This window comes from Adlercreutzia sp. CNCM I-6207 (assembly GCF_977072305.1).
The window spans coordinates 64,174-90,231 of record NZ_CDRVLZ010000011.1; the positions used below are offsets into that span (position 1 = coordinate 64,174).

Consider the following 26,058-nt stretch of genomic DNA (forward strand, 5'->3'; position numbering starts at 1 on the left):
AAGTGGCATTTACTTCCAAAAAAGAAGACGCGCCACAGACGGCGCGCCTTCGTCACTTGCTTGCTTACTGGCGCCACGCAGCCTAGCGGGCGGCGTTCAGGCGATCGCGGCAGCGGCGCGTGTTGTTCAGCAGCGTGTCGAGGCTCTGCTCGATGTGCCCGAACACCTCGTCGGCGTAGTCCTCGGCGCCGGCGCGGGTCTGGCGCTCCAGCTCGCGGGCGTCGGCCAAGATGGTATCGGCCTGCTGCTGGGAGATGCGCACGATCTCCTGCTCGGAGGCAATGGTGATCGCCTGGCTGCGGGCGTCCTCGATCATGCGATTGGCCTCGACCTCGGCATCGTCCAGAAGGCTCTGGCGCTCGCGCACAATCTGGCGGGCCTGGGAGAACTCTGCCGGGAACAGGTCGCGAATTTCGTCCATGATGTCGAAGGCGGCGGCGATATCGACCTGGCGAAGGTTGTTCTTGCCGAAGACCGGCTTCGAGTCCTCCAAGAGGATCGAGAGCTCTTCGAGCAGCCCAAGTACTCCGGTTTCGTCCATGTTGTTCCTTCCTGACTATATCGCATCGCCCCACGGCCCCATTTGGACACGCGCGGACAGACGTCGTTCACGCTAAGTTTTTCCATTCTACCATGATGGAAAAACTATGGAACACCCCTGTCATTCCGTGCACAAACGCTCCAAAAGATCGAGGGTGGTGTCGCCGAAGTGGCGGCGGGAGGCTATTTCGTAGCCGGACGTTTCGGCCAGCGTCTCCACGGCATCGTCGTCGGAGGCGTCGTGTTCGTAGCTGACAATGAGGTCACGGGCCAGGGCGCCTGCGTCGCCGAGGCGGCCGAGGAGGCCTAGGATCTCCGCCGGATCGGTGGCGTAGGGAGGATCGAGGAAGACGAGGTCGAAGGGACGCCCGGGCGCCGCCGCACCGCGCTTGAGGACATCGCCGCGCACGAGGCGCGCCCGATCGTGACCGAGGCGCAGGGCGGTGATGTTGCGCTCGATGACGGCAGCGGCGTCCCGGTCGCGCTCGCAGAGCACGGCCGTATCGGCGCCGCGGGAAAGAGCCTCCAGGGACAGGGCCCCCGAACCCGCGAAGGCGTCCAGCACCACCGCGCCGTCGAGGCCGTCGCGCAGGGAAACGAGCGCGCTCATGAGCGACTCGCGGACGCGGTCGGTGGTGGGGCGGGTGCCGTCGCCTCTGGGGGCGTCCAGCTTGCGGCCCCGGAATTCTCCGGCGATGATGCGCATTGGTGTCTCCTTCTTGCTTGAGGAGGGGCGACCAAGGTCGCCCCCTACGGGTCGGGTCGGACGGGCGACCGCAGTCGCTGGGTTCAGGAGCGGTTGCGACCGCTCCGAAGGGGTTAGAGCGGAGGCTACCCGCCGACGATGGCGGATTCGTGGGCGAAGGCGAGGCGAACCTCGCGAGCCAGGGCGACGTGGTCGGGCTCCTCCAAGTTCGGATCCACCTCCAGAAGGGCCTGGGCGTCGGCGCGGGCGGCCTCGATGACGGCGCCGTCGCGCATGATGTTCACGAGCTTCAGCCCGCTGGCGCCGTGCTGGCGGTTCCCGAGGATATCGCCCTCGCGGCGCAGCGACAGGTCGAAGGCGGCCAACTCGAAGCCGTCGTCGGTGCTCTCCATGGCCGCCAGACGTGCGAGCGACTCCTCGCGCTGGGAAGCGGAGACGAGGAACACCTCGGCCGCCTTCTCACCGCGGCCCACGCGCCCGCGCAGCTGGTGCAGCTGGGCGAGTCCGAAGCGGTCGGCGTCCTGGACGATCATGACCGTGGCGTTGGGAACATCCACGCCCACCTCGATGACCGTCGTGGCCACGAGCACCTGGACCTCGCCGGCACGGAACTGCTCCATGACTTCGCGCTTGGCCTCGGCGCCCATGCCGCCGTGAAGCAGCCCCACCGTCCAGTCGGCGAAGGTGGTGCGCTGCAGCATCTCGGCCTCGCGGGTAGCCGCCGTCACATCGTCGCCAGCGAGATCGGCATCGTCCTCGATGGCCACGGCCGGATGGTACTCCTCCCCCGCCGCATCGGCCTCCCGCGCCCGTCCCGCCGCCTTCGCATCGCGGGCCTCGGTGTCCTTGCCCACGAGCGGGCAGACGACGAAGACCTGCTCGCCGCGGTCGAGCGCCTCGCGGGCCGCCTCGAAGGCGTCTCCCTGCTGCTCGCGGGAGAGCACCCGCGTCGTGCGCCGCGCGCTGTCGTGGGGGCGGTGCTTGATGTAGGACAAGGTGAGATTGCCGTAGAGCGCGAGCGCCAAGGTGCGCGGGATGGGCGTGGCCGTCAGGTACAGCGCATCGGGTGCCTCGCCCTTCTCCAGCAGCTTCGCCCGCTGGTCCACCCCGAAGCGCTGCTGCTCGTCGATGACCGCCAGGGTGAGGTTGCGCGGCACGACGTCGTCGGAGAGCAGCGCATGGGTGCCGATGAGCACGTCCACCTCCCCGGCGGCGAAGCCTTCCACAATGGCGGCCCGCTCGGCGGCGGTCGTGGAACCCGTGAGCAGGGCGACGCGCACCCCGGCGCCTTCCAAGCGCTCTCCCAGGCCCTCCATGTGCTGACGGGCGAGCACCTCGGTGGGCGCGAGGAGCATGGCCTGCCCCTCGGAATCGGCGGCGGCGGCCAGAGCGTGGCCGGCAACGACGGTCTTGCCGGTGCCCACGTCTCCCAAAAGCATGTGGTTGGCCACCGTCGGCGCCGCCAGGGCGGCAAGAATCTCGTCGCGCGCCCGCTGCTGTTCGCCGGTGAGCTCGAAGGGAAGCGAGGCGGCGAAGGCGCCAAGCCGCGGGCCGTCCACCACATGGGCGTGGGGCACGCATCCAGCGCTGCGGGCCGCGCCCTCCTGCATGAGGAACAGCTCCAGGTACAAAAGCTCCTCATAGACGAGCCGCCGCCGCGCCTCGTCGGCTTCTGCCATGGTGCGCGGGAAATGGATGGCGCGCAGCGCGGCGCCGCGGCTCATGAGCCGGTAGCGCAGGCGCAGCCCCAAGGGCAGCGGGTCGAAAAGCCCCTCGGCGGCCGTAAGTCCGTTGGCCACGATGCGGCGCACCCAGGCCGCCGTGAGCTTCTCGGTGGCCGGATGCACCGGCACCACCGAGCCGGTGACCTCCTCCCCCTCCCCGATCACCTCGATGAAGGGGTTGGTCATGCGCTTGTAGCCGTAGTCGAAGGTCACCTTGCCCGAAACGGCCACCGCATCCCCCGCCTTCACCTGATCCATCAGCCACGGCTGGCGAAAGCAGGTGACTATAAGGATGCCCGTGCCGTCCACGAGCGCGATCTCCACGAGCTTGAGATTGTAGCGGGGCTTCTTCAGCTTGATCTCGTGCACCGTGCCGCGAATGGTGCAGACCTCCCCGATGCGAGCGGTGCCGCAGGTCTCCACCTGGGAGAGATCGATGTAGGACCGGGGGAAGTGCGTCAGCAAATCGCGCAGCGTGCGCACGCCCAGCTTCTCGAGCGCCGCAGCCCGCGCAGGGCTGACCAGACGAATCCGGGACACGGGCTCGTCCAGCGAGAGCGTAGCTTTTTCCCGATCAATGGGCAAACTATCTTCCTTCTATTATGGCAGAGCCAAACGCGAGATGGACGGCGTGTTCACCAAGCGAGTTCCGCAGATGGTATCGAAGGCGGCTTATGTTGGGGAGAGGATGCCCCTGACGCCTTCGATACCAACGAGGACTGTCTGAGCGACTGAACATGCCGTTCAGCTCGCGTCCCGGGAGAGCTTCAAGCAGATTATTCAACCGAGAACACAATGGGGTAAAGGGGTTGCTCGCCGCGCTGGGCGTCAACTTCCAGCTCGTCGTAGGCTTCCTCGATCTTCGCCACGAGCGCCTCCAGATCCTCGTCGGAATAGCCCTCGCCGGCCAAAATGGTGCAGGTATCGGCGTCCTCGGCGTCCATCTTGCCGAGCAGCGTCAGCACCGCGCCGTCGATGGAATCGTCCACCGCCTCGATGGAGCCGTCGGCGATGCCGATGACGTCACCCTCGGCGATGGGGTTGCCCTCGGCGTCCTTGGAGTCGCGGGTGGCCCAGGTGACCTCGCCGGTCTTCACGGCCTGGGCGGCCTCGGTCATCTCCTCGACGTTCGTTTCCAAGGAGGCATCCACATCCACGGCGAACAGGGCCGAGAAGGCCTGGGGCACCGATTTGGTGGGCACGACGGCACAGGGCGTCTCAGAGAGCTCGGCGGCGGAGTTGGCTGCCATGATGATGTTCGAGTTGTTCGGCAGGATGATGACCGCATCGGCGTTCACCGATCCTGCGGCGTCCAGCAGATCCTTCGTGGAGGGGTTCATGGTCTGGCCTCCGGAGACGATGACATCGACTCCGAGGCTCTTCAGGATCTCCGCCTGGCCGGAACCGGCGGCCACGGCCACAAAGCCCAGGGGCTTGCGCTCGGCCTGCTCCTCGGCGGCCAGCTTCTCGGTGCGCTCGGCCGACTGAATCTGCATGTTGTGGATGAACACCTCGGAGATCTGGCCGTGATCGAGGAAATACTTCAGCACCTGATCGGGGTGGTCGGAGTGCACGTGCACCTTGAACTTCGGCACCTCGCCCACGCACAGCTCGCAGTCGCCCATGGTGGAGAGGAACTCAAGCGCGGCATCCTTGTCCAGGGTATCGGAATCCACAAGGAACTCGTTGCAGTAGCGGTACTGGGAGCCCTCCCAGTCGTTCACCTGCTCGATCTCCACCTTGGGGTGCGACCCCCGGGCGAAGGACATCTCGTCGACCATGGTGCCGGAGCGCCCGAGCAGCGCCGCGGTGAAGGCGTCGAAGATAATGGCCAGGCCGAAACCGCCGGCATCCACCACGCCGTGCTCCTTCAGCACGGGCAAAAGGTCGGGCGTGCGCTGCACCGAGGCGTAGGCCTCGGCCACGATGGCGTCCAGGGCCTCGGGGATGGAAAGCTCCTGCTCGACGGCCACCTTGGCGGCGGCGGCGGAATCGCGCAGCACCGTGAGGATCGTGCCCTCCACCGGCTTGCGCACGGCCTGGAAGGCCACCTCGCGAGCGCGATCGAAGGAGGCGGCGATGGATTCGACATCGAACTCGTCGAAGCTTTGGCTGCCCTCGCATAGGCCGCGCAAGATCTGGGAGGTGATGACGCCGGAGTTGCCGCGCGCCCCCATGAGGGCACCGGTGGTGATGGCCTTGCGGATATCGGCTCCCGGAGCACCGATGGGAAGGTTCGCCACGTTGCTCACCACCGACTGGATGGTGAGCGACATGTTCGTGCCGGTGTCGCCGTCGGGCACCGGGAACACGTTCAGGCGGTTCACTTCCTCCTTGCGCTCGTCGAGAACCTTGGCAGCGGCGGCCACGGCGTTCAGCACGTTATTGGAAGAGTAAGTCGTAGTAGACATGAGGGGTTAATTCTCCTTCAAGGGCGAGCTGCCCGCATCAGGCGGGCACTTGAGCCCATCTCGCGATGAGCCTTAGCGGCGCACCTTGACATCCATGACGTGAACATCCACACCGGCCAGCGGCACGCGCGCGTACTCCTTCAGCGCGAAGCTGACCTGGTCGATGAGGTTGCGGGAAACCGTGGCGATGTTGGTGCCGTATTCCACGACGATGTACAAATCGACGTGCACGCCCTCTTCCAGAGAGCTGACCACCACGCCGCGGCGCAGGCGCGAGGCGGGCAGGATCTTGGCGATGCTGTCGGCGACGTTGGGCGCGCACACCCCCACCACGCCGTAGCACTCCATGGCGGCGTTACCGACCAAATCGGCCAGCACGTCGTTGGCAACGTGGAGGTTGCCGGGTATCGTAGAACTCATGGGACAAATCCTTTCCGCTGAGCTTTGCATACATAGTCGAGAAGAGTATAGCGCAACGAACACTCCGCCGCCGTTACCCCCCGATGACAGTCGGCCATATTCCACAAACGAACTCGCATCATCGGGGGCGCCGCGAAGGAGGCGGGACGACCCGTGCTCAAGCAATGGCTCGCTTGGTGGAACAGCCCACTGGGCTGTTCCAGTCGCTGCGCAACCTGCGCGCGGGCCGCCCCGCCTCCTTCGCATCGTCAACTCTGTGCCAAAACAGAGAAAGCCCGCGGGGCGGGCTTTTGGATTCTCTGGAAAAGAAAGCGGAAGCGCTCTTGTTAGGCGCGCTCCACCTTTCCGGCCTTCATGCAGGAGGTGCACACGTTGGCGCGACGGACATGGCCCTTCGCGTCGCGAATGGTGATCTTCTGGATGTTGGGACGGAACACGCGGTTGCTCACACGGTGAGAGTGGCTGATGCTACGACCGGCAACCGGGTGCTTACCGCAAACTTCGCAAACCTTCGACATTGATATCAACTCCGTAGTGCTTGTTGTTTCGTTTTGGACACAGCTCGCCAACTATAGCACAGCGCGCGCGGTGAGGGCAACAGAAATTATGCGATCACCAGCAAACGCTTGCACGAGGGGCACATACCCAGCGGTGCCTGGTTGCGCAGATCGATAAGACGGCCGCCGTCGATGACCGTGCGGCAGGCGCCGCAGCGGTTGCCGTCGAGCACGCCGATGGCCACGCCGGAGCGGGCCGCCGTGCGGTTGTAGACGTCCAATAGCTGCGGGGAGACCTTCGCCTCCACCTGGCCGCGAGCCGCTTCCAGCTTGGCGATGGCGAGTTTGAGGTCGCCCCCCTGCTTCTGGAACGAGTCGATGGCCTCCTGCTCCTTGGCGGCGATCTCCTCCAGGGCGAGCGAGATCTGGGCCTCCATGGCGCTGATCTTGTCCAGCTCGGCGGCCACCCCGGCGCGATCCTCGGCGATGGTGGCGCGGCGGCGCACGATGCCCGCCAGCTCCTTGGTGCGGGCCTCCACGTTGCGGAAGTCGCCGTGAGCGGCGTCGATGGCGGCCTGGACGCCGGCCTCTTTCTTGGCAAGCGACGCGTCCTCGTCGTCGATGCGGGTGATCTTCTTCGTGGTGGCGCGCTTGAGCTCGGCCACCTGCTCGGATTTGGCCTCGATGGCGGCCTTCTTGTCGCGGGCGGCCACGATGATGCCGCGCTGGGGCAGCTCGTCCAGCTCCTTGCTCAGGCGCTTGATCTCGAGATCGATGCGCTGCAGTTCGAACAGACCTTCGATATCGTCGCGCGTAGCCTCCATGGAACCTCACTTTCGATCTCTGTTTTCTCCCTGACAATAATAGGCGAAAACCCAGATCTTGGGCAGGGGCAATGGAGAAAATTACGCAACTAGACGCGGACGGCCTCCGGCGTCCACCAGTTCTCGGACTGATCGACAAGCGTCACCGCCTCGGCAGGGACACCGGCGCGGGCCAGCGCCTCGGCCAGCACGGCCACCAAGGGCAGCTCGCTCGCATCGTGGCCGAGCTCGATGACGGCCACGTGCGCCGCCGCCAGCTCCAGCGCGGTGTGGTACTTCATCTCGCCGCAGACGACGGCGTCCACCCCGGCCGCGACAAGCGCCGGCGCGAGGCTGGCCGCCGAGCCCGTGGCCGTGACGACCCGGCGCACCGGCGCATCGGGGGCGCCCCATACCCGCGGCGCGCGGCCGAAGACCGCCATGCAGCGGGCAGCCAGGCGCGCCAAGGCCTCGGGCTCGCCGTCGTTGTCGGGCACCTCGCAGATCTGCCCGTAGCCCTTGCGCCGCGAGCCCTCCAAAGGCTCGGCGAAGCGCAGCGTGAACTTGAGCCCCAGCATACCGGGCAGCACCCGGGCCGCCGCCGGGCTCACATCGAGCGCCGTGTGGAAATCCATGAGCGCCACCTGGTTGCGGATGGCGGCCCATACCACGGCCCCGGGGCTTTCCAGGGCGCTCGCCTCGGGCGCGAAGGCATCGGGGGCCTCGAGAAACGCCGGATGATGGGTGAGGAGCACGTTGGCCCCGGCCTCAGCGGCAGCGGCCACAGCACCCGGCGTGGCGTCCAGGGCCACGGCCACCCGGGTCACGGGCAGCGAGCGCTCCCCCACCAGAAGCCCGGTGCGGTCCCACTTCTCGGCATCCTCGGCCGGGAACTCCTTCAGCAGCGCCTTCTCCAGGCCGCCGATGGTCATGTTGAACGTGCGCGGCGCGAGATGGGACTCGCCCCGCTTGGAAAGAGCCTCAGTGCTGGCCTTGTCGGCCTTGTTGAACAATCCCATATGATCAGCTTCTTTCTTGGAACGGAATCGGCGCGCCCTATCGCGGACGCACCCTATTCGATGGTAATGCTTCGACGGTCGCCTGTGGCTGTCGGGACGGTAACGCTTCTGTAGCCCGCCTCGTACATGAGCCCGTAGGCCCGCTCGATGTCCCGGGCCACGTTGGCCGGGTCGTGGGAGTCGCAGCCCACGGTGCAGGGCACGCCGGCGCGGCAGAAAGCGGCGAGCAGCCCCGGGGCCGGGAACATTTCGGTGCAGGCGTAGTAGCCGCCCGACGTGTTCACCTCCACCATGCGGCCGCCGGCGCGCGCCGCCTCGGCCATCTCGTCGTAGAGGCGCTCCAGGCTGAAACTCGGGTAATAGCCGAACTTCTTCGCGAGATCCGGATGGCTCATGGCGTCGTAGGGCAGGCTCGCATTCGATGCCGCCTCGCACCACAGCTCGCCGTAGCGCCGCCAGATGGCGTCCGGCGCCCCGGGCTCCTTCCAACGGGCCTTCTGATCGGGATCGTCGAAGGCCCAGCCGTCGATGAAGTGCACCGAAAGAAGGCGGAAGCGGAAGGGGGCCAGGGCCTCCTCGGTGAGCTGGCGGTCCTCCAAGGCGCCGAGGTAGTCCATCTCGGTGCCGGTGACGAATTCGATCTGCGGGTGCCGGGCGCGGGCCTCGTCGATCTCGGCCAGGTAGGCATTCACCATCTGCGGCCTCATGGAGAGGTACTCGTCCGGGTCGAAGGCCGCAGAGAGCGGGAAGTGCTCGGTGAAGGCGAGGGTGGTGAGGCCGGCGGCCGCGGCGGCGTCGGCGTACTCGGCGATGCTTCCGGTGCCGTGGCCGGAATAGACGCAATGGCAATGGGTGTTTACGAGTTCCATACTCTTCCTTTACCAGTTTAGTACCTTCTTTAATGCCTTCTCGAAGGCCGCTATATCGGCCTCGGTGGTGTATCTTCCCATGGAGATGCGCAGGGCGTTGTAGGACGTATCTCCGGTGACGCCCATGGCGCGCAGGACGTGGCTCGGCTCCAGGGAGTGGCTGGAGCAGGCGCTGCCGCCGGCGACGCAGATGCCGAGCTGGTCGAAGCGCAGTACCATGGTCTCGCTCTCCCACTCATCGGCCAGGCCGTGGACGATGTTGGGGAGAAAGTCGCGGCTGCCCGCATCCACCTCCACCGTGGGCTGGATGCCGCCGATGGAGCCCATGGCCGCATAGAGGCGGTCGCGCAGGGCGCGCAGGCGGGCGGACTCCTCCGGCTCGGCTTCCTGGGCCGCCTCCAGGGCGGCGACGAAGCCGGTGACGCCGGCGACGTTCTGGGTGCCGCTGCGGCGACCGGATTCCTGACCGCCGCCCAAAAGGTAGGGGGCGAAGGGAGTGCGGGCCTTCAGGTACAGGGCGCCCACGCCCTTGGGGCCGCCGATCTTGTGGGCCGAGAAGGAAGCCGCATCCACGCCGAGCTTCTGCACATCGAGCGGCATCTTGCCCAGGGCCTGCACGGCATCGGTGTGGAAGAGGGCGCCGCGCTCGTGGGCCAGCGCCGCCAGCTCGCGGATGGGCTGGATGGCGCCCACCTCGGAATTCGCCGCTTGCACTGAGACGAGCACCGTGTCGTCGGTGAGCGCCTCGGCCAGCGACGAGGCCTCGATGAAGCCCTGGCGGTTGGGGCGCAGGTAGGTGACGAGCACGCCCTCGCCCTCGAGGCGCCGGCAGGGCGCGAGCACGGCATCGTGCTCGATGGCGGAGGTGATGACGTGCAGGGCGCGGTCCTTCTGGCCGGTAAGGCGCCGCTGCTCGGCAGCCGCCTGCACAAGGCCGAGGATGGCCGCGTCGTCGGCCTCGGTGGCGCCGGAGGTGAAGACGATCTCATCGGGGCGCCGGGCGCCCAGGGCCCGGGCCGCGCGGCGCCGGGCGCTTTCCAGAAGGTCGAAGGCGGCGCGCCCCACCCCGTACAGGGCGTTGGCATTGGCATTCACGGCCAAGTTCGCAGGCCCGGGCACCTGGAAGGGCGCCATGGCACCGGCCGCCTCGGCGCACAGGGGGGCGGTGGCGGCGTAGTCCAGGTAGATGAAGCCCGCCGCCGGCTCGGGCAGGGTGGCGTCCTCGGCATCGGCGCGCCCCTCGGCCATGGCCACATCGGCCGCCAATTCGCGCTCGACGGCCGCAAGGTTTTCCTCGGTGTTGCTCATCGCGCTTCTTCTTCCTCTTAATTCCATTGGCCACGGGCCAAGGCAGCCTCGCGGGCCTCATCGGCCGCGCCCTTCACGGCGCCAATGGCCGCCCGCGGGTCGTCGGCCTTGAACACGGCGTTGCCGCAGACGAGCACATCAGCCCCGGCGGCGGCCACAAGCGGCGCCGTGGCCAGACCGATGCCGCCATCCACCTGGATGAGCAGCTCCTCGTTGCCGGCCGCCCGCGCCATCTGCACCACCTCGGCCACCTTCAAATCGGACCCCGCGATGTAGCTTTGCCCGGAAAAGCCCGGCTCCACCGACATGACGAGCGCCATGTCCAGCTCGGCGATGACCGGCGAAAGCGCGCTCACGGGCGTCTTGGGCTTTAAGGCCGCCGCCGCCAGAAGGCCCGCCTCGTGGATCTGGGCGATGGCCCGCGCCAGATCGGCCTCGTCCAGCGCCTCCACGTGCACGTTCAAAAGGTCGGCGCCGGCGTCAATGAACCAGGGCAGCTCGTCCAGCGGATTGTCGATCATGAGGTGCACGTCGCACAGAAGGTTCGTGGCGGGCTTGAGCTGCTTCAAGAGCGGCACACCCATGGTGAGGTTCGGCACGAAGTGGCCATCCATGACGTCGATATGGACGAAGGCGGCGCCGCCCTCCTCGATCATGCGAATGTCCTGCCCGAGGTTCATGAAATCGGCGGACAAGATAGACGGGGCGATTTTCACAGGTTGGTACATAGGACGCATCCTCATCTCGCGGCTTTCCGATGGCGACATTCTACCGCGACGACGGTGCTCCGACGGCCTATAATGGCCATCAGCGGCAAACCTGCACGGAGCGGCCCGACGCCCACGGCCGGCCCCGCAGATGCGCCCGCGCCCCGATGGGGCGCCGACGCCTTCCGACGAGAGCGAGGACACCCATGCCCAGCACGACTCGCAGCACCTTCTTCACCTATCCGACGAAGTTCGGGCCCGTCACCATCGCCGCCGACGGCACCGCCGTAACCGCCGTCAGCTTCGGCGAGCAGAACCTCCCCGGCGACCGGCAGCCCACAGCGCTCACCACCGAGGCCGCCAACCAGATCATGGCCTACCTCGCCGGCCAGCGATCGGCGTTCACCGTTCCCATGCGCCCCGAGGGCAGCGCCTTCCAGCAGGAGGTATGGAAGGCCGCGGCGAACATCCCCTACGGGCACACGACCACGGCCCGCGCCCTCGCCGAGACCCTGGGCCGCCCCGGCTCCTTCCGCTCCGTCGGAGCCGCCCTGCGCGCCTGCCCCACTCCCCTGCTCGTACCAACGCACCGCATCGTCACCGCCACCGGCAAGCCCACCGACGACATCAACGCCGCCCTCCTGAAACTAGAGCAGCAGCCTCTCACCAGGTAGCGCTCCCAGGCGCCGGGGCAAGCCGAGACCCCGTAGCGTCCGAGAGCGCGGACAGGTCGATCAGGCCGCCGCGTCCTGCAGGGCGTCCAGCTTCGCCATGCACTCGTCAACGGTCGCCCCACCGAGCAAATCGCGCACGATGAGGCACACATTGCCCCACTGTTCCACGTCCATACCCGCGTTCGAGGCGAGCACGTAGGTATCGGCCTGCACCAAATCGTTCAAGGGGCGAAGCGGCTCGGCGCAATCCACTTCCACGTTCTTCGAAGGCGAGATAACGCGGTTGGTCTCGGCGTACAGCTGCAGGGCCTCGTCCGAGCAGATGACGTCCACCACCTTGAGAGCCTCGTCGCGGTGCTCGGCCCGCTCGCCCACGGCGCATCCGGTCATGGAGAGCACGGGCATCTGGCCGCGCGCGCTCGGGAAGCCGATAACCTCCATATCGAATGAGGGGCTGCCGTAGGCGGTATCGGTGTTGGCCGCGCCCCAGTAGGCCATGACGATGGGGCACGTTCCCGCCATGAAGTCCTCGCCCTCGCCGGCCCCCTCGAAGGCCTCGCTCACCAGCGCGTTCTCGGCGTCGACGTAGCCGAGGCCGATCAGCGTCTTCAAGAACTCGAATCCGGGGCGCATGTAGTCGCTGTAACGGGTCTCGCCGGCGTTGAGAGCCTGCACCTCGGCGGCCACATCTCCTCCGTTGTACAGATCGGCGTAGGCCTGGGCGAAAACGAAGGTCTCCAGCCACCAGCGGTTGGCGCCGACGGGCGTCTCATAGCCCTTCTCTTTGAGAACCCGGCAGCATTCCAGAAACTCCTCGGGCGTGTTCGGCAGCGAAAGCTCGCATTCGTCGAAGATATCCTTGTTCACGAACAGGCCGTAGGCCACCACCTCTTGGGGAATGGCCACGAGCTTGCCGTCGACCGTGTTGGCCGTGCGCACCACCTCCCGCAGGTTCTGGGCGCAGGAAAGCCCCGACAAGTCGGCGAGGTGCCCCTCCGACCCGAGGGTCACGATGGTGTCGGTGTTCAGCAGGTACAGATCGTCCGAATTATTGCGGGCCCGCTCCAGGCACACCTCGTCGTAGGTCTTGTCCTGGTAGTTCTCGGCCGTGTAGGTGTGATAGGCCAGCGTGAGCCCGAGCCGCTCCTCCGCCATGGCGATCGTCAGGTCGCTGGCCGTGCGGGCCGTGTTCTCGGTGTCGGGGCTGATCTTCTCCATGGGGCTGAAGAAGTTCACCGTCCTCTCCTCGTCGACATCCTGCACGGCCAAATTCTCCGCCGGCGCCGAGGTGCTGCAGGCTCCGAGCACCAGAGCGCCGACGAGCGCGACGACTGCCACGGCCCCCTTGCGGACGCGCTTGCTCGCGATAGGTCTCATGATCGTCCTTTCTCGACGAAGCGGTCGACGGCGCGCCGCAGCTCGTCTATCTCCAAGGGCTTCGCCACATGGGCGTTCATGCCGGCGGCCAGCGCCGCCTTCTCGTCTTCCACGAAGGCATCGGCGGTCATGGCGAAGATGGGAATAGTCGCCGCATCCGCCCGCGCGAGCGCCCGGATGGCCTGGGCGGCCGCATGCCCGTTCATGACTGGCATCTGCACGTCCATGAGGATGGCGTCGAACTCGCCGGGCTCGCAGCGCTCGAAGCGCTCGACGGCCAGCTTGCCGTTCTCGACGATCTCCACCGTGGCGCCCTCCATCTCCAGCAGATCCGTGAGGATGCCGGCGTTGAGGAAATTGTCCTCGGCGGCGAGGAAGTGCTTGCCGGAAAGTACCTGGGCCAGATCGTCGTCCTCGTCAGTGCCCACGCCGCGCACGGTCTCGATCTTCTGCTTCAGCATGGAGGGGAAGAAGGGCTTGGTCAGCACCGCCGCGCCTTGCGGCAGCACCACATCGTCGTCTTGGTCGAAGGTGTGCTCGAGCATGAACAGAAGCGGCGTCTCCGCGCTCGCCCGCAGGTCGTCGGCCGCGCGCACGGCGGCGTCATTAAGCCACGGGACGCCGACGAGCACCACGTCGTAGCTGCCGCGCGCCTCCACCAGCTTGCGAGCCGCATCGGCACTGGCCGCCCCGTCCACTTCCACGCCCGTGCCCTCCATGAACTCGGCGATGGCCCCGTGCGCCGCAGGCGAGGCGTCCGCCACGAGCATGCCCTTGATGCCGGCGCGCTCCCAGAAGTATCCGGCAGCCTGCTCCTCGGGGATGCGCAGCTCCAGATCGACCCGGAACAACGACCCCTTCCCCACCTCGCTTTCCACCTCGATGGTACCGCCCATGAGGTCGACGAGGCTCTTGGTGATGGACATGCCGAGCCCCGTGCCCTGCACTTTGTTGGTGGTGGAGTTCTCGGCGCGCGTGAACGAGTCGAAGATGGTCTTAAGGAACTCCGGCGTCATGCCGTAGCCATCGTCCTCAACCTCGATGCGCAGATGCTCCAGTGCGTTGGAATGCGCCGGAAGCCCGATGAAGCGCAGCCAGATGCGACCGCCCTCCGGGGTGTACTTCACGGCATTCGACAGCAAGTTCAGCAGAATTTGGTTGAGGTGCGTCTCGTCGCCGATGAGGCGCTCGTGGCGGACAGAGCGGATCTCCGCGCAGAACGTCTGCCCCTTGTCCCGGGCCATGGGCGCGATGATGGATTCCGCCGCCGCCAGAGAGTCGCCCAAATCGAACTCCGCCAAGGTGAGCGACGCTTTGCCGCTCTCGATCTTCGAGATGTCCAGCACGTCGTTGATGAGGTCGAGCAGATGGCGCCCCGAGGCCATGATCTTGCCGGCGCAGTCGCGCACCTTCGCGGGGTTGTCGGCCTCCTTCTCGATGATGGTGGTGAAGCCAAGCACGGCGTTCATAGGGGTGCGGATGTCGTGGGACATGTTGGCAAGGAAGGCCGACTTCGACTCGTTGGCCACCTCGGCCGCCCGAAGCGCCTGGGCGAGCTGCTCGGCGTGCAGCGCGCGTTCCTCCTCCCGTGCCCGCTGGGCCCGGGCCTGCTTGCGCCGGTTGAAGCCGTAGAGGATGACGCACAGGCAGAAGGCCGCAATCGTGATGGAAGCCACCATGACCAGAGCGACGTTCACCGCCTGGGCCTCGCGCTGGATGGCCTCCATGGGCACATAGCCCACCAGATAGGTGGTGCCATCTCCGATGGACCACAAATAGCACAGGGCCTCAGTGCCCTTCACCTTATGGGCGAACATGATGTTCTCGCGGTTCGCGATGCCGTCTTCCACCATGGCGAGAATGGCCGGGTCAGTGATGTTGTTGGCCCGGTAGAAGTCCTCCAGATTCACATGCCCCGCATCACGCTCGCCCATGCCCTCGGGCTTCAGCACGAAGCGCTCCGTGGCGGCGTCCATGAGATAGAGCACGGCCCGCTGGCCGTAGAAGCCCTGGGGCAGCGACTGGTCGATGGCATCGAAGGTGTACTCGGTGTACAGCTCGGCGATGGGGACGCCGTCGCGCTCGATGGGACACTTCACCGTGTAAGCCCAGCTGCCCTCGGCGTTCACATAGGCCTGGGAGACGGGCAGCCCCCCGATGGCTCCCCCGCCGCTGAAATCGAGCGACGCCGGATCGAAGGGGGCGCCGTCGTTGGAGACGCCGACGTCGGCCCCCTGGGGCACGACGGAGATGAGCGCGGCGGCATCGCTTTTGCCCAAGCGCTCCACAGCGGCGGCCGGATCGCCCGCAGCGGCCAGCTCGGTGGCCAAAAGCCGTTGGAACTGCGCCTCGCTGTCCTGAATGGCCTCCACCGTGCTTTCCATGAGGTTCAAGTTCTCGTTGAGGTTCAGAATGGCGGCATCGGCCATGTCGTCGGAGGTCTTCTTCGAGACGGCCCAGATAGAGGCCCCCATGACCGCAAAGATGAGCACGATGACCAAGGTCAGGCGCGCGAAGCCCTTCCGATCCCGGACGGCGTTCTCGGTCGTCTTCATAGCGGCGGCGCACCCTTCCCCTTCGAAATTTGCTTGCTTAACAGTACGTCATCAGAGGGGAAACTGCAAGGCGAAAACGGCATACGACAAGGGGAAAACGAGGCGCGGCCGCAAAGAGATGCCCATAAAAAAGCTCCTCCGGCAGGGGAACCGGAGGAGCTTTGCTCAGTACGCACGGAGGAGAAGGGGATAACGTGCGCATGGAAATCGTTTCCGCCGCGAGGGTTTTGAGAGAGGAGAGAGGAGGGTTCACGCAGGAGACGGTGCGACGGAAAGCTCGAATTGGTTGTCAAGGACCTCGCGGTACGGGCGCCCGGTTGCCCGGATTTCCGCCCTTCCGCTCGGCTGATGACAACAATAAGGCCTTCCCGTCCTCGTGAAAGCGGGAAGGCCCGACGGTTGCGACCATGTATGCACCCCGTTTACCTGGCGAAATCTTAAGGCAATCGCTCGTATTTTACGAAGCAAACCCGAGATTCGGGGCGGGGGTGCCGCGCGCAGTTCGGTCTATGGCAAACGGAAAGGCCCGAACCCCCAGACGAGAAGTGCCATAGACCGCTGTTTGAGCACGGCACCCCCGTCCCGGCGTTAAAGGCCGGACAACCTGAAAGATCGCTCTAGTAGAACTCGCTCTTCAGCGGCCGATCGATGAGGGCGGCCGCGGCCTCGCGCGGGTTCACCCCTTCCCACACGACGCTGCGCACCGTATCAGTCAGAGGCAAATCGACCCCGTAGCGGGCCTCGAGCGTGGCCAGGGTCTTGCAGGCGATGGCCCCTTCCACCACCATGTGGGTCTGCGCCGTGAAATCGTCCAGGGTAAGGCCGCGGGCCACGTACTGCTCGCCGAACCGCCGGTTGCGCGAGTGCTGCGACATGCAGGTGACCACCATGTCGCCGGCGCCCCCGAGCCCCATGCAGGTGAGTGCCTCTCCCCCGGCGGCCACCACCATGCGGCTCATCTCGGCGAGACCGCGGGTGATCAGCATCGCCGCAGTGTTGTCGCCGAAGCCCATGCCGTAGGAGATGCCCACGGCAATGGCGATGACGTTCTTGAAGGCGGCGCACAGCTCCACCCCGACCGGGTCGTCGGAGGTGTAGGTGCGGAAGAACCGCGTGGCGAACAGGTCGCGGAAGAACAGCGCCGTCCCCTCGTCGGCCGACGCCACCACCGCGGCCGACGGCTTGCGACAAATAACCTCCTCGGCATGGGTGGGGCCCGACAGCACCGCCATGCGCCCGGCGTTCCCCAGCTCGGCGGCGAAGGTATCGATGGGAAGCAGGCCCGTCTTTTCCTCCACGCCCTTCGAGCAGATGACGATGGGGGTCGCAGGCGCAATGAGCTCTCGCAGGTCGGCGGCCACCGAGCGCAGGGCGGCCGAGGGCGTCACGATGACCACGGCCTCAGCGCCCTCGCAGGCACACGCGTAGTCGGCGGTGGCGCGGATGGCGGAAGGAAGGCGGTAGTCCGAGAGGTACCGAGGGTTGCGGTGCTCCTCGTTGATGGCACGGGCCACCTCGGGCGTGCGGGCCCAGAGCACCACCTCGTGGCCTGCTTCCGCCAGCACGAGCGCCAACGCCGTTCCCCAGCTGCCGGCCCCAATCACTGCTACGCGCATATCAATCCTCTCTCTTGGTCGCAACTCCCCCAGAGCGGAGCTACGCGGTATTCTGATTCGCTCAGACAGTCCTCGCTTTGTGAAACAGGACATTGAGTCCTGTTTCAGTCGCTGCGGAACTCGCTCGGTCAGAACACCCCGTATCTCCGCTTCGCTCAACCATGGTTGATGCTAGGCTGCTTTCTTACCACCTATCTTGTTCTCCGTGCCCGCGCGCAGGCGGGCGATGTTGGCGCGGTGGGCCCAGATGACGACGCAGGCCGTGGCAGCGATGATGAGCCAAGGTACCCACTGGCCCCAGTAGAAGTATAGGGCGAGCAGCGGGCAGATGGCCGCCGCGGCGATGGAGCCCACGGACACGCAGCGGGTGATGGCGATGCCGAGGGCGAACGCGGCGATCTCGATGAAAAAACCCACCGGACCGAATACGAACCACAGGCAAGCGGCGGCCACCGCGATACCCTTGCCGCCCTTGAACTTGAGCCAGGGGCTGAAGATGTGGCCGAGCGTGCAGCCCGCGAAAGCGAGGGCCAAAGCGAGGCCCACCGGATTCAAAGCCGGATTGCCGAAGATGCCGAGAAGCAGCTGGCCGTCGGGAGTGACGGCGTCCACCGGCACCGCAGCTATGGCCGGGGCGAACACAAAGGCCGCGAGCCAGCCGGACAAAAGCCCCTTCCCGAAATCGAGCACGAACACGAGCGCACCCCCGACCTTCCCCATGGCCCTGAAGGCGTTGGTGGTGCCGATGTTTCCCGATCCCTCGTCGCGGATGTCCTTGTGAAAGGCCAGCTTCGAGACGATGACGCCCCAGGGGATGGAGCCCAGCAAAAACGAGACGATGAACGACAGGGTCAGATACGTGATGACGGTGTCCACGGGTTAGTCCTTCTTCTTGAACTTGAGGCGGATGGGGGTGCCCTCCAAGGGGAAGGCCTCGCGCATGCGGTTCTCAAGGTAGCGCTCGTAGTTGTCGTCCACGACATCGGGGCGATTCACGAAGAAGGTGAAGTGCGGCGGGCAGGTGCCGGTCTGGGTGAGGTACTTCATGCGTAACACCGCTTTGCCCTTCGACACGGTGTGCCCCGTCTCGCGGATACCGGCGAGCCAGGTGTTCAAACGGGCCGTGGGGATGGTGCGGCTGTAGTTGGCATACACGTCGTCGATGGCACTCCAGATGCGGTCGACGCGCTTGCCGGTGAGCGCAGAGATGGCCACCACCGGCGCGTAGCCCACGAACGTCATGCGGTCCTCGATGCGCTCGCGGATCTTCGCCTTCTCCTCGGGGCCCTCCACGATATCCCACTTGTTCAGCACGATCACCATGGCGCACCCGCGCTCGGCGGCATACCCGGCCACGCGCTGGTCCTCGTTGGTGAGGCCCAGGGTGCCGTCGATGACGAGCAGGGCCACGTCGGCGCGGTCGATGGCGCGCATGGCTCGCACGAAGCCGTAGTATTCCACGTCCTCGTCGATCTGGCTCTTGCGGCGCAGGCCCGCGGTGTCCACGATACGGTACATCTGCCCCTCGTGCTCGACCAGGGTGTCGATGGCGTCGCGCGTGGTGCCGGCCACATCGGACACGATGGAGCGGTTGTTGTTGGTGAGCTTGTTGGTGAGCGAGCTTTTCCCCGCATTCGGGCGGCCGATGATGGCCACGTTGATGGCCTCGACCTCCTCTTCCGGAACGACCTCTACCTTTCGCAGCTCGTTCACGACCTCATCCAACAAGTCGCCCGTGCCGTTGCCGTGCTGGGCGCTCACCGGCCACGGGTCGCCCAGGCCGAGCGCGTAGAACTCCCACACTTCATCCATGCGGGCCGGGTTGTCCATCTTGTTCACGGCGACGAACACCGGCTTGCCCGCCTTCTGCAGGATGCGGGCCACCTCCTCGTCGTCGGTGTTGATGCCGGCCTTGCCGTCCACGAGGAAGATGATGACGTCGGCCTCGCGCGCCCCCTCGAAGGCCTGGGCGCGGATGGAGCCTTGGAAGGCGTCGTCGCCGCCCATCTCGATGCCGCCGGTGTCGATGAGCATGAACTCGACGCCGTTCCAGTCGGCCTTATGATAGCTGCGGTCGCGGGTGACGCCGCGCATCTCGTGCACGATGGCGTCGCCGGTTTGGGCGATGCGGTTGACCAAGGTGGACTTGCCCACGTTCGGGCGGCCCACGATGGCGACGATGGGAAGGGCCATGGGTATCCTCGCTATTCTTTACGACTCGTCTTGGGCGAGCTTTATGATCTCAGGCAGATAATCGAGCGGGTTACAGGATACCACGGACACCGGGGCGCCGGCCGCGTTTTCGATATCCTGCACGGTCATGTCATCGAGCGTCACGCCGTTGTCGTTGAAGATGACTTTAGGGAGAAGGAAGAGCTGGTGGGTCCCTTCTTCTTCCTCGCTGGCGGCCTTGATGGCGGGGGCGATGTCGGAGGCGGTGAGGAGGCCGGTGACGTTGACGTTGCCGCCGAAGTAGTCGTTTCTCACCGTGAGGGGGACGAGGCGGCCGGCCAGGGAGCTGTTCGCGATCATGGCGTCCAGGAAGGGCTGCATGGCCTCGCCGATGATGTAGCGGGCCGTGAGGTTTCGAGCGGCCAGCGCCTCAGCGGCGCGGGCAGCCAGGCCGTTTTCGCAGACCTCTTCGAACTCGTCCACATAGGAGCGGACGATGCCGATGCCGTCCTCGAACATGTCGTAGTCGCCGTAGTCGGAGGCCGGCGGGATATGGGCCGGGGTGTCGGCGCCGAAGGCGTTCACGTAGAACTCGTCGGCGGCGAAGACCCAGGGGCCTCCGCGCTCGGCCCGGGCGCGCTGCTGGAAGGGGGCGATCACATCGATGACGCCGCGGGCGGCCTCGGGCGTCGTGAAGCTCTCGTGCAGGGCCGTTTGGTGCTTGGTGAAGCCCAGAGGCACGATGCCCACGCCGTTTATGCCGGGGCGCTCCCAGGCCCATTCCAAGGTCTCGCGCAAAGCGTCGCCGTCGTTCACGCCGGGCATGAGCACGATTTGCGCATGGGCCTCGATGCCGGCCGCCAGGAGACGGTCGAGGGCCGCCAGGCCATGGGCGGCGTGCTTGCCGATCATGCGGCGGCGCAGATCCGGCTCGCTCGCGTGCAGGCTCACCCGCAAGGGGCTGATGTGCTGCTCGATGATGCGGGTCTCGTCTTCCGGCTTCAAGTTCGTGAGCGTGACGAAGGTGCCCGAAAGGAAGCTCAGACGGAAGTCGTCGTCGCGCAGCACGAGCGAGGGGCGCACGCCGTCGGGCAGCTGACGCATGAAGCAGAACACGCAGGCGTTGCGGCAGAGCTTCACACGGTCGAACAGGACGCCGTCGAATTCAAAGCCCCACCGTTCACCCGGCTCCCGCTCCAGCTCCACCTCCCCGGCCTCGCCATCCAAATCGATGTAGCCCACAGTGATAACGTCGTCGGCGGCAAGCCAGCGCCAGTCGATGATGTCGCGCAAAGGCTCGCCGTCCACAGTCGTGAGGTAGCAGCCGGGCGCAAAGCCGGCGTCGTCGGCGGGGCTTTCCGGCTCCACGGCGATAATGCGCGCCGCCGGCCCCGCCCAGGCCGCGGCCGCCGCCTCGGCAGGAGTGAGGGTCGCCTGCTCGCAGGCGGCACAGGGCGCATTGGCCTCGCGCTCGATGTCTTTTCCGGGGTAGGTGGCCATGGCTACAGGGCGCGCAAGAATTTTTCCACGGCGGCGATCTGGTTCTCAGGGGTGCTCGCGCCGGCCGTGACGCCCACGCGGCGGCAACCGGCAAAGGCGGCCGGATCCAGCTCGTCGGCCGATTCGATGTGGAAGGTGCGCGGGCAGGTGAGCGCGCACACCTCGGCCAGCCGCGTGGTGTTCGACGAGTTGCGGCCGCCGATGACCACCATAGCGTCCACGGCCGAAGCCAGATCGGCTGCGGCCTCCTGGCGCTGGCGCGTGGCCGAGCAGATGGTGTTCTTCACGATGGGCTCAAGCCCCGCCGCGCGCAGGGCGGCCACCACCGCCTCCAAGTTCTCGCGGCGCTGGGTCGTCTGGGCCACCACGCCCACCGGATCGTACAGGCCCTCCGGGATCTCCTCGGGCGCGGCCACCACGTCCACCTTGCCGCCGGCTTCCTCGGCCCAGGCAGTGAGCCCCTCCACTTCCGGGTGCCCCGCCTCCCCCACCACGATGACGCGGCAGCCCTCGCCGGCCAGCTCCGCGGCGGCGTGCTGGGCCCGGGACACATGGGGGCAGGTGGCATCGACCACAGTGAACCCGCGATCTTCCACAGCGGCGAGCACCTGGGGCGTCACCCCATGAGAACGGATGACCACCGCCGGCACGTCCCCGGCTGCGGAAGCTGACCCTTCCGCTGACGCGTCCCCGGCTGCGGCACCTTCCCAGCAGATATCTTCCACGGAACCAACGGCCTCGGCGCCGCGGGCGGCCAGATCGGCCACCACCTGCGGATTGTGGATGAGTGGCCCGAGCGTGTAGGCCCGGCTCCCGTCGGCGATGACCTCGTCGGCCATGTCCAGCGCCCGCTGCACCCCGTAGCAGGCCCCGGCCCGCTTCGCGCGAATCACTTCCACGGTTAGCTCTCCTTCGCTTTCGCGGCGGCCTTGGCGGCTTTCTCGGCGCGAGCGGTGCGGGCGGCGCGGGCCAGCTCCTCGCTCGTGTGGCGCGGGATAGGATGCTCGGCGAACACCGGGGCGTAGTCGCGCGTCTCGGGGAACAGCGCCGCCATGTCCACGTCCTCGGGAGCGCAGCGGTAGTACAGCGCGAAGCACTCGCGCATGGCGTACCAGGTGCAGGCTTCCACGCGCTCGTCCTTCGGCAGGAAGTCGAAATCGCCGACGAGAATGGGATCGCCGTAGTCGACGGTCACCTTCGGGAAATGGACGCGCTGGCCCTTCTGCTTGATGCGCTCCACGCCGCGCACGGTCATGGGCAGGATGGGCACCTTCGCCATGCGGGCGATCACCGACACGCCGGCATGGATGGAGGGCACCCGGTCGGTCTTGCCACGGCGCGTGCCCTCGGGTAGGATGCCCACGAGCTCCTGGCGCTTGAGCATGCGCACGGCGCGCTTGATGGAGGTCATATCGGCGGTGTCGCGCTTCACGGGGAAGGCGCCCACCCGCGAGAGCGCCTGGCCGAGCAGGCCGTGGGCGTTGTCGAAGAGGCTGTCGCGGCCCATGAGGCGCACCCATTGCTTCGGGCGCGCGGCCAGGTACATGAAGACGACGTCGAAGAACGACGTGTGGTTGCAGATGACGAGCGCCCCTTCCGCGCCTTGGAAAGCGCGCAGCTTGTCGCGGTTGTCCACCCGGTAGCGGAACAGCAGCTTGCACAGGCCGCCCACCACCACGTAGGCCGCATTGCCGAACCAGTGCGGGATCTCGTTCTTGCTGGGTTCGCCACCCAGATCCATGTCCCACATTTCGGAGTATTTTAGGAACATCAGCGCGCCTCTCGGGCTAGCGTGCAGATCTGCTCGATGACTTCCTCGATGTAGTGAGCGGTGGAGTCGATGTGCACGGCGTCGTCGGCGGGGCGCAAGGGCGCTGTGGCGCGGGAGGAGTCGGCCGCATCGCGCCGGCGCAGGTCGGCCAGCACCTCGTCGTAGTCGATGGAACCGATGCCGCGATCGACGTTCTGGCGCACCCGGCGATGGGCGCGCTCCTCGTCGGAGGCGGTGAGGAACACCTTCACGGCCGCATCGGGAAACACCACGGTACCGATGTCGCGGCCCTCCACCACGTAGTCGCCGGCGTTGCCGATGCGGCGCTGCTGGTCGAGCAGCGCCTCGCGCACGGCGGGCGCGGCGGACACCGGGCTCACCGCGCGGTCGATCTCGGCGGTGCGGATGGCGTCGGTCACCTCATCGTCGCCGATGAATACGCGGCGCGGCACCGGGTCGCCTTCCACATGCCCGAAGGCAATGTCGTAGGTGCGGGCGATAACTCCCAAGGCCGACTCGTCGTCGAGCGCGACGCCGTCCTGCAGCGCGCGCCAGGCGATAGCGCGGTACATGGCCCCGGTATCGAGGCAGGAGAAGCCGAGCTCTTTGGCCACGGCCTTGGCCACGGTGGACTTTCCGGCCCCGGAGGGCCCGTCGATGGCGACGATCACTATTTCACCAGTCCCTTCAAGTCGGCGAGGAAGTCGGGGTAGCTCACGGCCACGCAGGTGAAGCGGGTCACCGATACGGGCACGCGCCCGCAGGCGCCCACGAGCGCCCAGGTCATGGCCAGACGGTGGTCACCGTAAGACTCGAAGACGAGACCTTGGGGCACCTGCAGCTGCGGGTTGCCTTCGACGAACAAATCGTCGCCCTCTTCCCAGGCGTCCACGCCGAGAAGCGCCAGGCCGTCGATGATGGCCTTGAGGCGGTCGGATTCCTTCACGCGCAGCTCCCCCACCTCGTGAAACACCGTGATGCCCCGGGCATGGGCCGCCACCAGGGCGAGCACGGGGATCTCGTCGATGACCGAGGCGATGTGCTGGGAGGGGATCTCGCAGCCGCGCAGCACGGGCGTGTAGTTCACCGTGATGGTGCCGCGGGGCTCCTTGCCCTCATGCCCGCCGTAGGACTCGCGGATGTCGGCGCCCATGCGCTCCAGCGTGCGCACGAACCCGATGCGGGCCGGATTCAGCGACACGTTCTGAATGGTGACGGAGCTGCCCGGCTTCAGCAGGGCGGCCGCGGCCACGAAGGCGGCCGAGGAGGGGTCGCCCGGCACGACGACGTCGGAGGCGAGCATCTCGGCGGGGCCGGTCACCGTGGCCACGCGGGTGCCGGCGGTGGTGGGCACGTTGAACTCCGGCAGCATGAGCTCGGTGTGGTTGCGCGAGGGCGCTGGCTCGTTCACGGTGGTGGTGCCGTCGGCGAAAACGCCGGCCAAGAGCACGGCGGTCTTCAGCTGAGCGGAGGCCATGGGGCTCGCGTAGTCGATGGCGCGCAGGGCGCGGTTGCCGCACACGGTGATGGGCAGCGTCTCCGGCGTCTCGGGCTTGAAATCGACGCCCATCTTCGCCAGGGGCGCCACGATGCGGCGCATGGGGCGCTTCTTGAGCGACTCGTCGCCGGTGATGGTCACCTCGATGTCCCACGGGGCCACAATGCCCATGAGCAGGCGCGCCGTGGTGCCCGAGTTGCCGCAGTCGATGGGGGCGGCAGGCTGGCTGGGCCCCTCGGCGCCCCAGCCGGTGACGGTGCCGGAAAGCGACCCGTCGGGCTGGGCCTTCAAATCGACCTCGGCGCCCAGAGCCTCCACAGCGCGAATGGAGGCGCGCACGTCCTCGGAATCGAGTACGCCGGAAAGATGCGAGGTGCCCTCGGCCATGGCCGCGAACAGCACGGCGCGGTGCGAGATGGACTTGTCGCCCGGCACCGTGACGTCACCTTTGAAGGGCCCCCCGAAAGGCTCGATGATCGTGTAGGGTTCTGCGAATTCGCTATTCGACATGAGCGTACTCCTTCGGCATGAGCGGACTGAACGATACGGAGAAACCGGCGTTGATCAGCTGCATCGAAAGCTGGCCGATATCGCCTTCATCGGTGAGGATGAGGGAGAGCACGGCGTTGCCCTCGCTGATGTGGTCGATGTCAATAGATTGTATATTGCAACCCACCGAGCTGGCAATGGTGCAGACCTCCGCGACCACGCCGGTGCGGTTCACCATGGGGATGCGCACCTCGAGCAGCTTCTCGGTGGAGGGCACCCAGGCGGCCGGCAGCGCGCGGCGGGCGTCGGCGGCCTCGGCGAGCAGGCGCGTGAACGTCTCGCGGTCGCCGGTTTCCAGCGCGGCGGCGAACGAGCCCAGGATGGAGGCCATCTCGTCCAGGCCGCTTTTCAGGGCGCAGGCGTTGTCGAAGGCGATGCCGCACCACAGCTTCGGGCTGCCCGCGGCGATGCGCGTGGTGTCCTTGAAGCCGCCGGCGGCCAGCCGCATGATGGAGCCGGTGTCGTCGGCGTGCGCGCTCGCCAGCTGCATGAGGGAGGAGGCCACCATGTGCGGCACGTGGCTCACCACGGCCACGGCGGCGTCGTGCTCCTCGCGGCGCAGCGACACCACGCGGGCATCGAGGCCGGTCACCAGCTCGTGCAGGTGCTGGAAGTCCTCGGGAACGGTGGACTCGTCGGGGCAGAGGATCCAGTTCGCGCCCTCGAAGAGATCGGCGCGGGCGCCGGCGATGCCGCTCTGCTCGGAGCCGGCCATGGGGTGGCCCGGCACATAGCGTGCAGGCGCCGGCAGAAGCTCGGCGGCCGCGGCGAGGATGTGGCCTTTAGTGGAGATGGTGTCGGTGACGACGCCGGTGTAGCCCCAGTCGCGCAGGCGGGCGAGGTAGTCGTCCACAGCGGCCACCGGCGTGGCGATGACCACGAGCTCGCAGTCGTTTTCGATGAAAGCGCGGAAGGCGGGGTCGTCGGGGCCCGAGGCCGCGTCGCACCAGCCGCGATCGGTGGCGGCGGCGCAGGTGGCGGCGTCGGTATCCACCCCGAAGACGCGCGCGCCGGGCATCTTGGCCGCAAGCGCCCCGGCCAACGACGCCCCGATGAGCCCGAGACCTATGACGGCCACGGCCGAGAAGGGGGCGTTGGCGCCGTTCAGTTCAGCAGATTCAGTCATGGGAGTGTCTGTTTCCTCAATCGATCAGGTACCAGTCACCACCCATTGTATACGAACGAACCGCCCCCGCGCCCAAACACCCGCCAGCGCCGCATTTTCCGCACGTCTCTCCGCCTCCACGGCGTAAAGTTTTTGGGGGTCGAGGGCGTCAGCCCCTCCGATTTCGAGGACAGGCTTTAGCCTGGCCGAGGAATCGGAGCAGCAAACCTAGAAGGG

23 protein-coding genes are annotated in these 26,058 nt (G+C 66.8%); 1 reads left to right on the plus strand and 22 read right to left on the minus strand.

All coding sequences use genetic code 11. The annotated features are described in order from the left end of the window. Positions 1-82 precede the first annotated feature (82 nt). The 11 genes from ACW4QM_RS07105 to rpe form a co-directional block, all read right to left on the minus strand. Positions 83-541, minus strand: a complete 459-nt coding sequence (locus ACW4QM_RS07105; RefSeq protein ID WP_022739695.1) for an ATP synthase subunit B family protein — start codon at positions 539-541, stop codon at positions 83-85. 120 nt (positions 542-661) lie between these two features. After that, positions 662-1,246 carry a 16S rRNA (guanine(966)-N(2))-methyltransferase RsmD gene (gene rsmD / locus ACW4QM_RS07110; RefSeq protein ID WP_455798324.1) on the minus strand — a complete coding sequence of 195 codons (585 nt, stop codon included), beginning with the start codon at positions 1,244-1,246 and terminating at the stop codon, positions 662-664. Positions 1,247-1,371: 125 nt separating this feature from the next. Continuing rightward, complete coding sequence (locus tag ACW4QM_RS07115; protein ID WP_455798325.1) at positions 1,372-3,555, minus strand: ATP-dependent DNA helicase RecG; 2,184 nt, start codon at positions 3,553-3,555, stop codon at positions 1,372-1,374. Positions 3,556-3,746: 191 nt separating this feature from the next. After that, the gene (locus tag ACW4QM_RS07120; RefSeq protein WP_417179259.1) at positions 3,747-5,381 is read right to left on the minus strand and encodes a DAK2 domain-containing protein; all 1,635 of its coding nucleotides are present in this window, start codon (positions 5,379-5,381) and stop codon (positions 3,747-3,749) included. A 72-nt stretch (positions 5,382-5,453) separates the two neighbouring features. Next, on the minus strand, positions 5,454-5,801 hold the full coding sequence (locus tag ACW4QM_RS07125; protein WP_418997068.1) for an Asp23/Gls24 family envelope stress response protein: 348 nt from the start codon (positions 5,799-5,801) through the stop codon (positions 5,454-5,456). A 326-nt stretch (positions 5,802-6,127) separates the two neighbouring features. Beyond that, entirely contained in the window at positions 6,128-6,319 is a 192-nt protein-coding gene (rpmB, locus tag ACW4QM_RS07130; protein WP_157012836.1) for a 50S ribosomal protein L28, read from the minus strand. 86 nt (positions 6,320-6,405) lie between these two features. Beyond that, a complete protein-coding gene (locus ACW4QM_RS07135; RefSeq protein ID WP_161127126.1) occupies positions 6,406-7,122 on the minus strand; it encodes a zinc ribbon domain-containing protein in 717 nt (238 codons plus the stop codon). An 89-nt stretch (positions 7,123-7,211) separates the two neighbouring features. Continuing rightward, positions 7,212-8,120 (minus strand): Nif3-like dinuclear metal center hexameric protein, encoded by a 909-nt coding sequence (locus tag ACW4QM_RS07140; protein WP_198161064.1) that lies wholly within the window; start codon positions 8,118-8,120, stop codon positions 7,212-7,214. Between the two features lie 53 nt (positions 8,121-8,173). Next, positions 8,174-8,989, minus strand: coding sequence for a histidinol-phosphatase HisJ family protein (locus ACW4QM_RS07145; protein ID WP_157012834.1), 816 nt, complete (start codon positions 8,987-8,989; stop codon positions 8,174-8,176). 9 nt (positions 8,990-8,998) lie between these two features. Further along, positions 8,999-10,297 (minus strand): cysteine desulfurase family protein, encoded by a 1,299-nt coding sequence (locus ACW4QM_RS07150; RefSeq protein ID WP_306506391.1) that lies wholly within the window; start codon positions 10,295-10,297, stop codon positions 8,999-9,001. Positions 10,298-10,314: 17 nt separating this feature from the next. Beyond that, a complete protein-coding gene (rpe, locus tag ACW4QM_RS07155) occupies positions 10,315-11,025 on the minus strand; it encodes a ribulose-phosphate 3-epimerase (protein ID WP_157012833.1) in 711 nt (236 codons plus the stop codon). A gap of 185 nt (positions 11,026-11,210) precedes the next feature. Here rpe and ACW4QM_RS07160 point away from each other — a divergent pair, with 185 nt between their 5' ends. Continuing rightward, positions 11,211-11,678, plus strand: coding sequence for a methylated-DNA--[protein]-cysteine S-methyltransferase (locus tag ACW4QM_RS07160; RefSeq protein WP_161128437.1), 468 nt, complete (start codon positions 11,211-11,213; stop codon positions 11,676-11,678). Positions 11,679-11,738: 60 nt separating this feature from the next. Here ACW4QM_RS07160 and ACW4QM_RS07165 read toward each other — a convergent pair whose 3' ends face one another. From ACW4QM_RS07165 to ACW4QM_RS07215, 11 genes are all read right to left on the minus strand, one after another. After that, positions 11,739-13,055, minus strand: a complete 1,317-nt coding sequence (locus tag ACW4QM_RS07165; RefSeq protein WP_157012831.1) for an ABC transporter substrate-binding protein — start codon at positions 13,053-13,055, stop codon at positions 11,739-11,741. Next, entirely contained in the window at positions 13,052-15,610 is a 2,559-nt protein-coding gene (locus tag ACW4QM_RS07170; protein WP_157012830.1) for a hybrid sensor histidine kinase/response regulator, read from the minus strand. The genes ACW4QM_RS07165 and ACW4QM_RS07170 overlap by 4 nt, the downstream gene beginning before the upstream one ends. A gap of 617 nt (positions 15,611-16,227) precedes the next feature. Continuing rightward, a complete protein-coding gene (locus ACW4QM_RS07175) occupies positions 16,228-17,226 on the minus strand; it encodes an NAD(P)H-dependent glycerol-3-phosphate dehydrogenase (protein WP_157012829.1) in 999 nt (332 codons plus the stop codon). 171 nt (positions 17,227-17,397) lie between these two features. Then, a complete protein-coding gene (gene plsY, locus ACW4QM_RS07180) occupies positions 17,398-18,102 on the minus strand; it encodes a glycerol-3-phosphate 1-O-acyltransferase PlsY (RefSeq protein WP_237974047.1) in 705 nt (234 codons plus the stop codon). A 3-nt stretch (positions 18,103-18,105) separates the two neighbouring features. Beyond that, positions 18,106-19,419, minus strand: a complete 1,314-nt coding sequence (gene der, locus ACW4QM_RS07185; RefSeq protein ID WP_157012828.1) for a ribosome biogenesis GTPase Der — start codon at positions 19,417-19,419, stop codon at positions 18,106-18,108. 18 nt (positions 19,420-19,437) lie between these two features. Continuing rightward, positions 19,438-20,898: a DUF512 domain-containing protein gene (locus ACW4QM_RS07190; protein ID WP_157012827.1), complete on the minus strand. Its 1,461-nt coding sequence runs from the start codon at positions 20,896-20,898 to the stop codon at positions 19,438-19,440. 2 nt (positions 20,899-20,900) lie between these two features. Then, a complete protein-coding gene (gene ispH, locus ACW4QM_RS07195; protein WP_161127448.1) occupies positions 20,901-21,797 on the minus strand; it encodes a 4-hydroxy-3-methylbut-2-enyl diphosphate reductase in 897 nt (298 codons plus the stop codon). 2 nt (positions 21,798-21,799) lie between these two features. Further along, positions 21,800-22,669 (minus strand): lysophospholipid acyltransferase family protein, encoded by an 870-nt coding sequence (locus tag ACW4QM_RS07200; protein WP_157012826.1) that lies wholly within the window; start codon positions 22,667-22,669, stop codon positions 21,800-21,802. Next, on the minus strand, positions 22,669-23,340 hold the full coding sequence (gene cmk, locus ACW4QM_RS07205; protein WP_161127447.1) for a (d)CMP kinase: 672 nt from the start codon (positions 23,338-23,340) through the stop codon (positions 22,669-22,671). The genes ACW4QM_RS07200 and cmk overlap by 1 nt, the downstream gene beginning before the upstream one ends. Continuing rightward, positions 23,340-24,677 (minus strand): 3-phosphoshikimate 1-carboxyvinyltransferase, encoded by a 1,338-nt coding sequence (gene aroA, locus ACW4QM_RS07210; RefSeq protein WP_157012824.1) that lies wholly within the window; start codon positions 24,675-24,677, stop codon positions 23,340-23,342. The genes cmk and aroA overlap by 1 nt, the downstream gene beginning before the upstream one ends. After that, positions 24,667-25,842: a prephenate dehydrogenase gene (locus ACW4QM_RS07215; RefSeq protein WP_157012823.1), complete on the minus strand. Its 1,176-nt coding sequence runs from the start codon at positions 25,840-25,842 to the stop codon at positions 24,667-24,669. Before ACW4QM_RS07215 ends, aroA begins: the two co-directional genes overlap by 11 nt. Positions 25,843-26,058: the final 216 nt, after the last annotated feature.

Excerpts from the sequence above, each read along its gene's own strand:
- ACW4QM_RS07170 (WP_157012830.1), bottom strand. The coding sequence starts at position 15,610 with ATGAAGACGACCGAGAACGCCGTCCGGGATCGGAAGGGCTTCGCGCGC.
- ACW4QM_RS07105 (WP_022739695.1), bottom strand. The coding sequence starts at position 541 with ATGGACGAAACCGGAGTACTTGGGCTGCTCGAAGAGCTCTCGATCCTC.
- aroA (WP_157012824.1), bottom strand. The coding sequence starts at position 24,677 with ATGTCGAATAGCGAATTCGCAGAACCCTACACGATCATCGAGCCTTTC.
- ACW4QM_RS07150 (WP_306506391.1), bottom strand. The coding sequence starts at position 10,297 with ATGAGCAACACCGAGGAAAACCTTGCGGCCGTCGAGCGCGAATTGGCG.
- ACW4QM_RS07120 (WP_417179259.1), bottom strand. The coding sequence starts at position 5,381 with ATGTCTACTACGACTTACTCTTCCAATAACGTGCTGAACGCCGTGGCC.
- ACW4QM_RS07125 (WP_418997068.1), bottom strand. The coding sequence starts at position 5,801 with ATGAGTTCTACGATACCCGGCAACCTCCACGTTGCCAACGACGTGCTG.
- der (WP_157012828.1), bottom strand. The coding sequence starts at position 19,419 with ATGGCCCTTCCCATCGTCGCCATCGTGGGCCGCCCGAACGTGGGCAAG.
- ACW4QM_RS07175 (WP_157012829.1), bottom strand. The coding sequence starts at position 17,226 with ATGCGCGTAGCAGTGATTGGGGCCGGCAGCTGGGGAACGGCGTTGGCG.
- ACW4QM_RS07145 (WP_157012834.1), bottom strand. The coding sequence starts at position 8,989 with ATGGAACTCGTAAACACCCATTGCCATTGCGTCTATTCCGGCCACGGC.
- rpe (WP_157012833.1), bottom strand. The coding sequence starts at position 11,025 with ATGTACCAACCTGTGAAAATCGCCCCGTCTATCTTGTCCGCCGATTTC.
- ACW4QM_RS07215 (WP_157012823.1), bottom strand. The coding sequence starts at position 25,842 with ATGACTGAATCTGCTGAACTGAACGGCGCCAACGCCCCCTTCTCGGCC.
- ACW4QM_RS07160 (WP_161128437.1), top strand. The coding sequence starts at position 11,211 with ATGCCCAGCACGACTCGCAGCACCTTCTTCACCTATCCGACGAAGTTC.
- ACW4QM_RS07200 (WP_157012826.1), bottom strand. The coding sequence starts at position 22,669 with ATGTTCCTAAAATACTCCGAAATGTGGGACATGGATCTGGGTGGCGAA.
- ACW4QM_RS07190 (WP_157012827.1), bottom strand. The coding sequence starts at position 20,898 with ATGGCCACCTACCCCGGAAAAGACATCGAGCGCGAGGCCAATGCGCCC.
- rsmD (WP_455798324.1), bottom strand. The coding sequence starts at position 1,246 with ATGCGCATCATCGCCGGAGAATTCCGGGGCCGCAAGCTGGACGCCCCC.
- ACW4QM_RS07165 (WP_157012831.1), bottom strand. The coding sequence starts at position 13,055 with ATGAGACCTATCGCGAGCAAGCGCGTCCGCAAGGGGGCCGTGGCAGTC.
- rpmB (WP_157012836.1), bottom strand. The coding sequence starts at position 6,319 with ATGTCGAAGGTTTGCGAAGTTTGCGGTAAGCACCCGGTTGCCGGTCGT.
- ACW4QM_RS07135 (WP_161127126.1), bottom strand. The coding sequence starts at position 7,122 with ATGGAGGCTACGCGCGACGATATCGAAGGTCTGTTCGAACTGCAGCGC.
- ACW4QM_RS07140 (WP_198161064.1), bottom strand. The coding sequence starts at position 8,120 with ATGGGATTGTTCAACAAGGCCGACAAGGCCAGCACTGAGGCTCTTTCC.